The organism is Rhodococcus sp. EPR-147, assembly GCF_001647185.1.
GTDB lineage: Bacteria > Actinomycetota > Actinomycetes > Mycobacteriales > Mycobacteriaceae > Rhodococcoides.
In genome coordinates, this window is the sequence record NZ_LVCU01000381.1 from 1 (window position 1) to 15,107 (window position 15,107).

1 protein-coding gene is annotated in these 15,107 nt (G+C 66.4%); it reads right to left on the minus strand.

Annotated elements, in window-relative coordinates:
• On the minus strand, window positions 1-15,107 hold a 15,107-nt coding region (locus A2J02_RS17085; RefSeq protein WP_156516260.1), incomplete at both ends, for a non-ribosomal peptide synthase/polyketide synthase.

Below are 15,107 nucleotides of genomic sequence, written 5' to 3' on the forward strand. Positions count from 1 at the left end.
GGAGCACGGAACTCGCGAACCTCGAACACCGGCTCCGGCAGTGCTTTTCGGTCCAGCTTGCCGCTGGTGTTCAGAGGGAATTCGGCGAGCACCATCACCGTCGCCGGCACCATGTACTTCGGCAGTGCGCCGCCGACGAAGGTGCGTACCTCGGCCGGGTCCAGTGTGCTGCCCGGTGCAGGCACCACGTATCCGACGAGCTGGTCGCCGGCACCGTTGGTCGCCACCACGGCCGTGGCTTGGTTGACGTCGGGATGGGCCAACAGCGCGGTCTCGATCTCACCGAGCTCGATCCGCTGGCCACGGAACTTGACCTGGAAGTCGGTGCGCCCAATGTACTCGAGTACCCCCACAGCGTCGGGGCCCGACCGCCATCGGACGAGGTCTCCGGTGCGATACATGCGCTCGCCGGCAGCCGAGAACGGGTTCGCGACAAAGCGGTCCATCGTCAGGTCGACGCGGCCGAGATATCCGTCGGCGAGCTGGGTACCCGCCAGATACAGCTCACCCGCGGTCCCTGCGGCCACTGGATGCAGCCTGCCGTCGAGGACGTAGGCCTGGGTGTTCCATTCCGGCGCACCGATCGGAACCGTCGATACATCTTCCGGCTCGGTCTCCCAGAACGTCACTGTCACAGCAGCTTCGGTGGGTCCGTACAGGTTGTGGATCCCAGCAGAGGTGATCGCACGGAAGTCGGTCACCGTTTCCGGCGGAAGCGCTTCACCGACCACGAACACATGCCGAAGCGAACGGCACTGGTCCTCGGTGGCGTAAGCGGCGAACACCGTGAGCATCGACGGTACGAAGTCCGTGACGGTCACCTTGTGCCGAGCGATCCGATCGGCGACGTACGCCGGGTCGCGGTGGCCGTCGGGGGTGGCGAGAACGACGCTCGCACCGACCTGGAGTGGGAGGAAGAAGCCCCACAGCGACACGTCGAATGTCGTGGCGGTCTTCTGCAAGTAGACGTCGTTCTCGTCGAGCGAGTACTGGTGCACCATCCAGGCCATCTCGTTGACGACGGCACGGTGCGACACGGCCACGCCCTTGGGGCGTCCCGTCGAGCCCGAGGTGAAGATGACGTAGGCGGTGTTTCCAGGACGCACCGGTGCCAGTCGATCTGCGTCGGTCAAGGCACCGTTCGGGTACCCGGTGAGATCGACGGTGTCGAGTACGAGAATCGGGAAACGCTCCGGTAGACCTTCCCGATCGTGACTGGTGGAGAGCACAACCACCGGCTCGGCTGTGTCGAGGATGTATTCGATGCGATCCGCGGGGTGGTCCGGATCGATGGGCACATAGGCACCACCGGCTTCGAGGACGGCGTACATGCCGACCATGAGGTCGATTCCGCGCCGCATCCCGAGTGCGACGAGCGACTGCGGCCCCACACCGAGAGACACCAGGTGTCGCGCAAGGCAATTCACTCGGTCCGAGAACTCCGCATACGTGACGGTCGCGTCCTCGAACACCACTGCCGGAGCATCCGGGTTCGCGGCCACTCGCGCCCGGAACTGCCCGGTCAGCATGACGCCTGCGTCGACATCGTGTGCGGTGTCGTTCCACGTCTCGATCACTCGAGTTCGTTCTGCCGAGCCGAGCAGATCGATATCGCCGACCGCCGCAGTGGTGTCGGAGACGAAGGTCTCGAGAACACCGACCAGCCGGGACAGAATGGAGTCGACGTACGCAGCGTCGAACAGATCGCTGATGTACTTGAGCGTGAACGAGATTCGATCCTCGGCCACGACCAGCAACGTCAGCGGATAGTGGGTGTTGTCGTTGGAGCTCACGCCCTCGACGGTCATGCCGTCGATGGCCGCGGCCTGTTGTGTCAGGTGTGCTTCGTCCACCGGGTAGGACTCGAAGATGGTCAGGGTGTCGAACAGATTGCCGACGCCGATCGCCCGCTGGATGTCGACCAGTCCCACGTGGTGGTGGTCGAGAAGATCTGCTTGTTCACCCTGGATCCGGACCAGGTAGTTCTCCACCGTGTCGGCGGGATCGAAGCGCACCCGCACCGGGATGGTGTTGATGAACAGCCCGATCATCGATTCGACGCCGGGAAGAGCAGCGGGACGACCGGAGACCGTGGCGCCGAACACGACATCGGTGCGGCCGGTGACGTGCGCGATCAACAGTCCGTACGCCGCTTGCACCAGCGTGTTGACGGTGACGCCGAGCCGGCCACCGAGCGCTGCCAGCGCCGCTGTCGTGTCGACATCGACCGACTTCTCCGCCTCGGCCGATCTGGACGAGATTTCTCGTCCGACGCTCGGCTGAGCGACGAAGGTCGGTTCCTCGACACCGTCCAGTGCCCGGGTCCACGCGCTCAGCGATACGGCCGGATCCTGTCGATCGAGCCACGCCAGATACGAGCGGTACGACCGCACGCGAGGCATCGACGCCGTGGAGCTCTGCGCCGCGTACAGGTACAGCAGTTCCTTCATCACCAGCGGCAACGACCATCCGTCGAGCAACACGTGATGATTGGTCATCGCGAGCTTGTACGTGGTCGGCGTGATCCTGACGAGCAGGAACCGCAGCAGGGGTGCCGTGGACACGTCGAAGTGTCGTCGCTGATCCGCGGCCAGTGCGTCGGCTACGGCAGCGTCGCGTTCGAGCCCGTCGAGCTGAGACAGATCGAGTGTGTTCCAGGGCAGACGAACGTTCTGCTGGACGATCTGCACAGTCTCGCCGCCCGCAGTCGCGGTGAACGAGGTACGCAGATTCTCGTACCGATCCAGCAGTGTCTGCGCTGCGCGGTGCAGCCGTTCGGCGTCCACCTCGCCGGCCAGGTCGAGTACGACCTGCATGGTGTAGACGTCGATCGACGCGTCCGCGAACAGTGCGTGAAAGAGCAATCCCTGCTGCAGCGGCGACAGCGACCAGATGTCCGTCAGCTCCGGGTACCGCGCCTCGAACGACGAGATGTCGGGCTGTGAGAGCCGCACGAGCGGAACGTCGGACGGGGTCAAGCCACCCGAGCCGGGTGCCTCGGCGTACGTGGCCAGTGCCGACAATGCATCGGACCACAGCCCGGCGAGACGTTCGACCGTGTCCGCGGACACGGCGCCGGTGGGGAATGCGACGCTCGCGCTCAGGACCCCACCCTCGTCGGTGTCGAGCACGATCGCGTTGATGTCGATCGTCTTGTTCGCGGCCATGTCGGCATCACCGGGCGCGGAGAGCTCACCGTGGGCGGCAGGCAACCAGCCGAGCGACTTCATCTCGTCCGGGACCTCGCCGGTGTCGACGCGACCCAGGTAGTTGAAGCTGATCTGTCCGGTCCCGAGTTCCGCAAGTTCCGCAGCTGTCTCGGAGTTCAGGTAACGGAGCAGTCCCCAACCCATGCCTCGATCGGGCAGCGCCAGCATCTGTTCCTTGACGGCCTTGACGGCGTCGCCGAGCTGCGGTCCACCCGCGAACGCAGCGTCGACGTCGATTCCGGTCAGGTCGAGGCGGACGGGGAACAGGCTGGTCAGCCAGCCGACGGTGCGTCCCAGATCGGCTCCGGGAACCACCGCTTCCTCACGGCCGTGGCCTTCGAGCTGCACCAGTGTCGCCGGTGCGGTGACGCCGCGCTCGGATCGCAGTCTCGTGACGGCCAGAGCGAGTCCGGCCAGCAACCCGTCGCCCACACCGCCGCGGAAGATCTCCGGAACCGTGGTCAGCAAGGTGCGCGTGACGTCGGGTGCCAGCTCGATGTTCACCCGTTCGAGCGTCGCGACGACGTCGACCGCGGGGTCGAAAGGTCGGTCGCCCAGCACGGGATCCTCGGTGTCGGCGATCGAGCGCCACAACGGCAACTCGGCCAGCCGCGCTTCGCTCGCTGCCGCGTCGACCAATGCATGGGTCCACCGCCGCATCGAGGTTCCGACCTCGGGCAGGCTCGGGTCCACTCCCCCGGACACCTGAGCCCAGGCGGAGACGAAGTCGGGGACCAGAATTCGCCACGACACTCCGTCGATCACGAGGTGGTGCGCGGCGACGGTCAGCGTGCCCGCTTCCTCGGGTCCTCGATCGACCCAGACGAGGGCGAGCATGCGCCCGGCCGTGGGGTCGAGCGTTCCGACTGCACCGTCGAATACTGTTGCAGCCGAATCGGTATCGGCCCGGACGAGCAACGCATCCACGTCGACGGCACCGGCGCCCGCAACATCCAGACCCCAGCCCCGGTCGTCGTGCACCAGGGTCGAGCGCAGCACGTCGTGTCGATCGACCACTGCGTTGACCGTGGCGAGAATCCCGGCTCGGTCGATGCCGAGCGGCAGCTCCAGTGTGACGGCCTGATGGAACCGCGACCAGCCTCCGCCGCGCTCGATCATCGCCACACCGAACGGGGGTAGCGGCATCCAGCCGACGCCGCCGCCGTCGAGTTCCTCGAGCACGACCGCGTCACTGCCCTCACCGACGATGACAGCCACCTCGGCCAGCCCGGCAACGGTCTTGCGCTCGAACACATCTCGTGGGCCGAACTGGATTCCTCTCGCCTTGGCGCGAGAGACCAACTGAATGGAGACGATGCTGTCGCCGCCGAGCGCGAAGAACGAATCGTCGACGCCCACGGTGTCGAGGCCGAGAACGTCTGCGAAGACCTCGGCAATGACGCGTTCGGTGTCGGTTGTCGCCGTACGGAATTCGGCATCGCTGCCGAATTCCGGTTCGGGTAGCGCTCTGCGGTCCAGCTTGCCGTTCGGCCCGAGGGGGAGGGCATCGAGCACTATGAGCCCGGCCGGCACCATGTACTCCGGAACCAGGGTGGCAACCGAGGTGGTGACCGCTGCGGTGTCGATCGTCTCCCCGGCGACAGGAACGACGTACCCGACCAGTAGTTCACCTGCCGACGGCGTCCTGCGCACGAGAACCACGGCTTGGTCGACCGACGGATCTGCGGTCAACGCGGCTTCGATTTCGCCGAGCTCGATCCGCAGGCCTCGCAGTTTGACCTGGAAGTCGGTGCGGCCGAGGTACTCGAGCTCGCCGTCTGCGTTCCAGCGAACCAGGTCTCCGGTGCGATACATCCGCGAACCGGCACTGCCGTGCGGGTCGGCGACGAACCGGTCGGCGGTGAGGTCCGGACGGCCGAGGTATCCGCGGGCCAGTTGCCGCCCGGCGAGATACAGCTCCCCGGGTACCCCGACCGGAACCGGGTGCAGGCGTGCATCGAGCACGGTGACTCGGGTGTTCCAGACCGGAGCACCGATGGGGACCGACGCGATGTCGGTCGGCTTGACGCGGTGGTAGATGACGTCGACTGCGGCCTCGGTCGGTCCGTACAGGTTGTGCAGTTCGGTTGCGGGCAGAGCAGTACGCAGGGCAGCCGCCACCGATGCGGGCAGCGCCTCACCGGACGCGAACACCGCACGCAGGCCGGTGCAGTTCGAGACACCGTCCGCGGCGGCGAACACGGCCAACAGCGACGGGACGAAGTGCGCGACCGTGATGCCGCGTTCGGCGACGGTGCTCACCAGGTATGCCGGGTCTCGGTGGCCGTCGGGCACCGCGATGACGAGTTCGGCTCCGATCTGCAACGGCCAGAACAGTTCCCAGACCGATACGTCGAACGTGACCGGCGGCTTCTGCAACACCTTGTCCTGCTCGGTGAGACGGTATTCGTCCTGCATCCACAGCAGACGGTTGACGATGGCCTCGTGGCTGACCGCAACGCCTTTGGGGCGACCGGTGGAGCCGGAGGTGAAGATGACGTACGCGGTGTCCGCCGGCCGCAGCGGTGCGGTTCGCTCGGCATCGGTCACCGGTGCCGTGGACAGACCTGTCGTGTCGACGGTGTCGACCAGGATCCTGGCGGCGTCGGTCTCGAGAGATGTGTCGTCGTGCTCGGTCGTGAGCAACACCACCGGTGCCGCCGTGTCCAGGATGTAGCCGATCCGTTCGGCCGGCAGATCCGGGTCGACCGGGACGTAGGCACCACCGGCGGCGAGCACGGCGTAGATACCCGTCAGCATGTCGATCGAGCGGCGCATGGCCGTGGCCACCACGGTTTCCGGGCCGACTCCCTCGGCGATGAGCAGACGCGCGAGCGCGTTGACCCGCTCGGCGAATTCGCGGTACGTCACTCGATCGTCGGCGAAGCTCGTGGCGATGTTGTCCGGAGACGCCGCAACTCGGGCCTCGAACAGCGACACCAGAGTTGCGCCGGGATCCACCTCGTGCGCGGTGGCGTTCCATTCCTCGAGGACGCGAGTGCGTTCGCCCTCCTCGAGGATGTCGATGTCGCCGACGACTGCGTCCGGTGCCTCGGTGAGCGCGTGCAGAACCCGGACGAGCCGTCGCCCGAGAGACGCCATGCTGGACTCGTCGAAAAGATCGGTGGCGTAGTCGAATTGGACGTCGATGCCGGCTGGAGCGCCGGATCGGTCGACGTTCTCCCACAGCGTCACCTGCAGGTCGAACTTTGCGAAGGCGCTGCCGAGATCGATTCCCTCGACGCTCAGACCGGGCAGGGCCAACGTCTGACGGTTCAGGTTCTGGAACGTCAACATGACCTGGAAGATCGGGTGACGAGCCTGAGAGCGGTCCGGGGCCAGCTCGTCGACGAGCCGCTCGAACGGCACGTCGGCGTGCCCGAAGGCACCCAGGTCGGCCTCACGAACCGCGGCGAGTTGCTCGCGCAACGTTGCCGCGGGGTTCATCGCGGTACGGAGGGCGAGCGTATTGACGAACATGCCGACGAGCTCGTCCAGATCTGCGTCACCGCGGCCGGCGACCGGGGTTCCGATCGTCACGTCGTCGGTTCCCGCCATCGCTCCGAGGAGCACCGCGAGCGCGGTGTGCACCACCATGAAATTCGTGGCGTTTCCGGCCCGGGCGGCCCGAGCGATGTTCGACTGCAGGGTCGAGTCGATCGAGAAGTTGTATGCCGCACCGCGATACGACGCCACCGCCGGGCGCGGCCGGTCGGTCGCGAGGTCGAGCTGCGCCGGGGCACCGGCCAGAGCCGATGTCCAGTAGGCGAGCTGCTTCGCCAACGGCGAATCGGAGTCGTCCTCGGAACCGAGTACCTCGCGTTGCCAGAGCGCGTAGTCCGCGTACTGCACCGGAAGTGGAGCCCACTGGGGGCTCTCCCCCGCGGCACGGGCGGTGTAGGCCACCATGACGTCGCGCGTCAGGGGTCCCATCGAGAACCCGTCCGCGGCGATGTGGTGGGCGACGAATGCCAATACGTGCTCGGTCTCGCTGACCCGCAGGATCCGGATTCGCACCGGGACCCCTCGGGTCACATCGAATCCCGTGGACACGAAGTCGCGCAGGGACTGCTCGATCGAACTCTCGTCCACGTCGTCGACGACAACCGTCACGCCGGACTCCGCGGTACCGAGCACAACCTGCTGGCCTCGCCCGTCGACCTCCGGGTACACGGTGCGCAGAATTTCGTGGCGCGCCAGCACGTCGTGCACGGCGCTGACGAGTGCATCGACATCGACGCTGCCGGACAACCGAATTGCGACCGGGATGTTGTTCACGGCGGACGTCGGATCGAACTGGCTCAGGAACCACATGCGCTGCTGGGCCATCGACAGCGGCACCGTGTCCGGTCGTGTTCGAGCCGTCAGTGCCCGGCGCGCACCGGTACCCACCTCGGACTCGATGGCGCGTGCGAGCGTCTGCACCGTCGGAGACTCGAAGATCGAGCGAACGGGCACCTGCGTATCGAGCGCCGCACCCAGCCGGGAGACCACCTGGGTGGCGATCAAAGAGTTACCGCCGAGCGCGAAGAAGTCGTCGTCCAGACCGACCCGCTCCACCGAGAGCACCTCGGCGAACACCGCCGCGACGGCCTCTTCCACCGGGTTGGTCGGTGCGCGGAACTCGGCTGTCTCGAACTGCGGTTCCGGCAACGCCTGTCGGTCCAGCTTCCCGTTCGTGTTGCGGGGCAACGCATCGAGAATCACGAAAGCCGACGGAACCATGTACGACGGCAGCAGACCCAAGAGAGCTGTGCGCAAGGTGTCGGCGTCCACCGTGGCACCGACTGTCGGCACGACGTAGGCCACGAGCCGTGCGCCCGATCCTGTGTCCGCGAGAGCGATCACGGCGACGTCACGAATCTCGTCGAGCGTTCCGAGAGCGGCATCGATGTCGCCGAGTTCGATACGGAAACCGCGAATCTTGACCTGGAAGTCGGTACGGCCGACGTACTCCAGTTCGCCGTCGGCGCGCCAGGACACGAGGTCACCGGTGCGGTACAGGCGGCCACCTGGGGTGAACGGGTCCGCGACGAAACGCTCGGCGCTCAGATCCGGCCGCGCGAAGTAACCGTCGGCCAGCTGCGCACCCGCGAGGTAGAGCTCGCCGGCGACGCCGACCGGAACGGGAGCCAGACGCGAGTCCAGCACGTAGACACGGGTATTCCACTCCGGGCCACCGATGGGAACGGTGGTGCCGTCGACGGTCGACACTCGATGCGCGGTCACCGACACCGCTGCCTCGGTCGGTCCGTACAAGTTGTCCAGTCGCGCAGCAGAACTGCGTAGAGCGCGCTCGGCCGTCGCGACCGGCAGCGCCTCGCCGATCGCCAGGATCCGGCTCAAGTGCCGGGGTAGGACTCCCGCCGACGCCGTGACCAATGCGTCGAGCACGGACGGCACGGTGTGCAGTGTCGTCACCGATTCACGGTCCATCAGATCGACGAGGTAGGCGGGATCGCGGTGGCCCTCGGCGTCGGCGAACACGATCGCACCACCGGAGACGGTGGCGACCCAGAACTCCCACACGGACAGGTCGAAGGTGGCGGCAGTCTTGAGCAGTACCCGGTCCGTGTTGCCCAGCCCGTAATGGGCGCTCTGCCAGAGCAACTGGTTGACGATGGCGGCATGACCGACCGCGACGCCCTTGGGGCGACCGGTGGATCCGGACGTGAAGATGACGTACGCGGTGTTCGCAGGCCGCAGCGGCGAGGTGCGCTCGCTGTCGGTGACGGGCGCGTCCGAGACCTCGGCGCCCAGCAGTCGAGGATCGGTGTCGACCAGCAGAACCGGAATCGACTCGACGTCGACTTCGTCGCGCGACGTGCTCAACACCAGAGTGGGAGCAGCTACCTCGAGAATGTAGGCGTTGCGGTCCGCCGGCTGATCCGGGTCGATGGGTACGTACGCCCCGCCTGCCTTGGCGACGGCGTACATCGCCACGAGCAGATCCACCGAGCGCCTGAACGCCAGGGCAACCGTCACCTGCGGGCCGACGCCTGCACCGATCAGGACGCGAGCCAACCGGTTGATTCGACGATCGAACTCGGCGTACGACAGCGATTCTCCCGCATGGACCACCGCGATGGCGTCGGGCTGCGCCTGCACCTGTCGGTCGAACAGCGATACCAGGGTCTGCGACGCATCGACATCGTGATCGGTGTCGTTCCACGTGCGCACGATCCTGGTGTGCTCCTCGGGCGAGAGCAGGGCGAGATCGCCGATGACGGCCGAGGGATCCTCGGCCACTGCGGCAAGGAGGCGAACGAACCGATCGGCAAAAGTCTCCACCGTGGCGCGATCGAAAAGATCGGTGGCGTAACTGAACTCGGCCGACAGTTCCGCAGGCGAGCCGTCCTGGTCGTAACGATCCGAGATCGACAGTTGCAGATCGGTTTTCGCTGTCACTGCGTCCGCCTCGACGGCGCTCACCGTCAGACCCGGCAACTCGAACGTCGACTCGGCGAGGTTCTGGAAGGACAGGCCCACCTGGAACAAGGGGTTGCGCGCCGTGGACCGTACCGGGTTCTGCACCTCCACGAGACGCTCGAACGGAACGTCGGAGTGCGCGAATGCGGCCAGGTCCCGCTCACGGGCCTGGGCGAGCAACTGGCGGAAGGTCATCGACGATTCGACGGTCGACCGGAAGACGAGAGTGTTGACGAACATCCCGATCATCGAATCGAGAGCCCGCTCGCCGCGGCCGGCGATGGGCGTTCCGACGGCGATGTCCTCGGAACCGGACAGGCGCGCGAGCAACACCGCGAATGCCGAGTGCACCACCATGAACAACGTTGCCTGCTCGGTACGTCCGAGTTCGGCGAGAGCGGCGTGCGTGCCTGCGTCGACGGTGAACCGCACGGCGTCGCCGCGGAAACTCTGCGCAGGCGGGCGCGGGCGATCGGTAGGCAGTACCAGTTGATCCGGCAGCTCCGCGAGCGCATCCTTCCAGAACGACACCTGCTGCGCTGCAACCGAATCGGGATCCGATTCGGAACCGAGGACGGTACGCTGCCACAACGCGAAGTCGACGTACTGCACGTCGAGCGGCTCCCAATCCGGGGCCGACCCTACAGATCTCGCGGTGTACGCGGTCATGACGTCGACGGCCAGCGGGCCCATCGACGCGCCGTCGGCCGACACGTGGTGGACGACGAAGGCCAAGACATGCTCGTTCTCGTCGACGCGGAACACACGCGCGTCGACCGGTACCTCGACGGTGACATCGAAGCCGCGCCCGAAGAACTCCGTGACAGCCGCAACGACATTCGCACCGGCCACCTCGCGGACGGCGAGGTCCATCGGCACCTCGGACGCCGGGAGCACCTGCTGGAACGGACCCTGTGCCGAATCCGGGTACCGGGTACGAAGAGACTCGTGGCGTTCGACGACGTCGCGTACCGCCGACTGCAGCGCAGCGACGTCGAGCTCACCCGACAACCGCACGGCGAACGGAATGTTGTCCACCGACGACGTCGTGTCGAACTGGTTGAGGAACCAGTACCGCTGCTGCGCAGGCGAGAGCGGCGGGCGCTCGGGACGCGGACCCGCCACGAGTGCGGCTCGACCGCCCGAACCGACAGCGCTCTCCACGTGCGCCACCAGCGCGGCGACGGTCGAGCTCTCGAACAGTGCGCGCACCGGCACGACGGTGTCCAGGGCCGCGCCGAGTCGCGAGACCACCTGGGTGGCGATCAACGAATTGCCGCCCAGGGCGAAGAAGTCGTCGTCCAGCCCCACTCGATCGATGTGCAGGACGTCGGCGAACACTCCGGCGACGATTTCTTCGACCGCGGTGGTGGGTGCTCGGAATTCACGGGCCTCGAACACCGGTGCGGGAAGTGCGGCGCGATCCAACTTGCCGACAGGGGTCAGCGGAACGGTGTCGAGCACGATGATCGACGACGGAATCATGTAGGCCGGCAATGATTTTCCGACGAATGCGGTCAACTCGTCGACGTCGACGACGGAACCACGCGTCGGGAGCACGTAGGACACGAGGGTCGTGACGCCCGAGGGCAGTTCGTGCCCGACTGTGACGGCGAAGTCGACCTCGGGAACGGCGGTGAGCGCGGAATCGATCTCGCCGAGCTCGATACGGAAGCCGCGCACCTTGACCTGGAAGTCGGTGCGTCCGACGAACTGCAGCTGCAGATCGTCGGTCCATCGCACCACGTCGCCGGTGCGATACATCCGTGCGCCGTCGATGCCGTACGGGTTGGCCACGAAGCGCTCGGACGACAGACCCGGCCTACCGAGATAGCCGCGAGCGAGCGCACCACCCGACAGATAGAGGTCACCCGCGACACCGGTCGGAACCGGTTCGAGTCGGGAATCGAGGATGAGCACGGACATGCCGTGAATCGGTCTACCGATGGTGATCGGTTCGCCCGGCGTCAACTCGGCAAAGCTGGAGATGATCGTCGTCTCGGTCGGTCCGTACCCGTTGAAGTACTTCCGATCCCCTGCCCATCGGGCCAGCAGTTCGGGAGTGGTCACGTCGCCGCCCACCGAGAGGACCTCGAGCGAATCGATCCCGTGGGGATCCATCGTGCCGAGTACCGCAGGCGTGATGATCGTATGAGTGACCCTCTCCGCCTTCAGCAGTTCGGCCAGTTCGGTGCCGCCGAGAATCGATGCCGGTACGACGACCAACGTCGCGCCGACGGAGAACGCCGCCATCCACTCCAGAACCGACGGATCGAAGTTCGGCGAGCAGACGTGCAGGAACCTCGAGGCCGGTTTCAGGTGATAGAGATCGGTTGCTGCGTCGAGGACGCCGCCGAGTCCGGCGTGCGTGACGACGACGCCCTTCGGCTTGCCCGTCGAGCCCGAGGTGTAGATGACGTAGGCGGGGTTCTGGAACGTGACGGGTCGCAGGCGGTCGGCGTCGGTGACCGGCTCGGCAGAGCGGGTGCGGACCTCGGCCACGAACTCCTCGTCGTCGACGCTCAGCCAGACCGGATCCTGCTGTCCGCCGGCGAGCCGATCCGAATGCGCCCGGGTGGTCAGCCCGAGTACGGCCTCGGAGTCCGAGACCATGTGAGCGATGCGATCCTGCGGGTACGTCGGGTCGACGGGTAGGTGCGCAGCCCCGGATTTGGCCACTGCCCAGACCGCGAGCACCATGAAGTAGGAGCGCTGGAATCCCAGCGCCACAACGGATTCGGGTCCGGCCCCGCGCTCGATGAGCACCCGGGCGAGCTGCGAGGACGTCGCATCGAGTTCGGCGTACGAGATCGAGCGGCCCTCGTAGCGTATCGCGGTCGCCGACGGGTCGAGTGCGGCTCCGGCAGCGAAGATCTCGGCCAGAGTGCCGCCGGCCAACACGTCGTCGCCGTGGACGTGGGTGAGCCGGTCGTACTCGTCGTCGTAGAGGATGGACAGATCGCCCACCGGGGTGTTCGGTGTCGCCACGATCGCTTCGAGCAGCCAACGGAAACGACGCGAGAAGACCTCGATCGTGTTCTCGTCGAACAGGTCTCGCGCGTAGAGGAAACCGGCGGACAGACCGGTGCCGTCGGACTTCTCGTGCAGCGTCAACGACAGGTCGAACTTGGCGGTGTCGACCTCGACGTCGACCGCCGAGACCGTCAGACCGGGTAGCTGGAATTCGCTCGGTGGCAGGTTCTCGAACGCGATCGCCACCTGGAACAGCGGATGTCTGGCCGTCGTGCGCTCGGGTTCGAGCAGATCGACGAGCCGCTCGAAGGGGATGTCCGCGTGTGCGAACGCATCGAGGTCGACGTCCCGAACGTGGCCGAGGAGATCGGTGAATCCCTTGCTTCGATCGACCGAGGTGCGGAGCACCAGGGTGTTGACGAACATGCCGATCACGTCGTCCAGGACGGCCTCGCCGCGGCCTGCGACGGCGGTACCCACCGCGACGTCGTCCGAGGTGGACATGCGAGCCAGGAACAGCGCGAGCGCACCGTGGAGCACCATGAACAGCGTGGTTCCGGTCGACCGGGCCAGATCGTCGAGCGAGGCGCGCAGATCCGCATCGATGTCGAACTGGAATCGCCCGCCCGAGTACGACTGGACCGCAGGACGCGGCCGGTCGTACGGCAGGGTCAGCTCACTGGGCAGGTCCGCCAGGGCCGAACGCCAGTAGTTCGCCTGTGCTGCCATCAGGCTGCTCGGGTCCGCGTCGTCGCCGAGCACGGCGCGCTGCCACAGCGCGAAGTCGGCGTACTGAACCGACAGCGGCGTCCACTGCGGAGCCTCGCCGGCCACACGAGCGAGGTAAGCCGTCATCACGTCGCGGGTCAGCGGCCCCATGGACCACCCGTCCGCGCTGATGTGGTGAACCACGACGACCAGCACGTACTCGTCGTCGGTGACCCGGAACAATTTGGCGCGCAGGGGAATCGACTGGGTGACGTCGAATCCCTCGGAGGCGAAAGCGATCAGGTCGGCCACCGCACCGTAGGCGGACGGTGTGGTGGGCGTCAGGTCCGGTGCCACCGATTCGGCAGGCAGGATCACCTGGTGCCCCGCTCCGTCCACACTCGGGTATACGGTGCGCAGTGCTTCGTGCCGGTCGAGAACGTCGACGACCGCCGCGTTCAGGGCCGCGGTGTCGAGTGCTCCGGTGAGCCGGATCGCCACGGGGATGTTGTTGACCGCCGATTCGGGCTCGAATCGGTTGAGGAACCACATCCGCTGCTGGGCGAGTGAGAGCGGAATTCGTTCGGGGCGTTCCTGCGCCACCAGAGGCGCGGATGCTCCGTGGCCGACGTGGCTTTCCAACGCAGCAGCCAAGGCTGCCACCGTGCCTGCCTCGAACATCGTTCGGACGGGCACCGTGGTACCGAGTTCGGCACCGAGTCGTGCGGCGACCTGAGTGGCGACGAGCGAGTTGCCGCCGAGGGCGAAGAAGTCGTCGTCCACACCGACTCGGTCGAGTCCGAGAACGGCGCCGAACACGTTCGCGACGATCTCTTCGACCGGATCGGACGGTGCTCGGTAGGGCGTTGCCTCGAATTCCGGATCGGGCAGCGCTTTTCGATCGAGCTTGCCACTTCCGCCGAGCGGGAACTGCGCCAATTCCACGACGGTGGACGGCACCATGTACTCGGCCAGACGTTCACGTAGCGCGGTGCGTACCCGGTCCACATCGACCGGACCGTCGGTGGGGACGACGTAGGCGACCAGTTGCTCTCGTCGCACGAGCACCACGGCCTGAGCGATCTCGGGCAGATCCAACAGAGCCGATTCGATTTCGCCGAGTTCGATACGTAGGCCACGCAACTTCACCTGGAAGTCGGACCGGCCCACGTACTCCAGTTCACCGGCGGACAGCCACCGCACCACGTCGCCGGTTCGGTACATCCGCTCACCGTCGACTGCGAACGGATCGGCAACGAAGCGATCCGCGGTCAGATCGGGTCGGCTCACGTATCCCCGTGCAAGCTGGACACCCGAGAGGTAGAGCTCTCCCGACACCCCGACCGGAACCGGCCGCAACGACGAATCGAGAACGCGCACAGCGGTGTTCCACACCGGTGAACCGATCGGCACCACGGCGGTGTCCGCGTCGGAGACCGCGTGATAGGTCACGTCGACGGCAGCTTCGGTCGGGCCGTACAGGTTGTGCACCGTCACCTGCGGGAGCGCGCGGCGCAGCGAATGTGCAGTAGCGGGCGCAAGTGCCTCCCCCGAGGCGAACACCGTACGCAGCGACGCTCCCGCGTCCGGCCTACGCTGCGCCTCCGGTGCGAACACCGACATCATCGACGGCACGAAGTGCACCACCGAAACATGTTCGCGTGCAATGACATCGAGCAGGTACGACGGATCCCGATGACCCTCGGGAACCGCGAGGACCACCGATGCGCCGACCTGGAAGGCCCAGAAGAACTCCCACACCGACACGTCGAACGTCGCAGGCGTCTT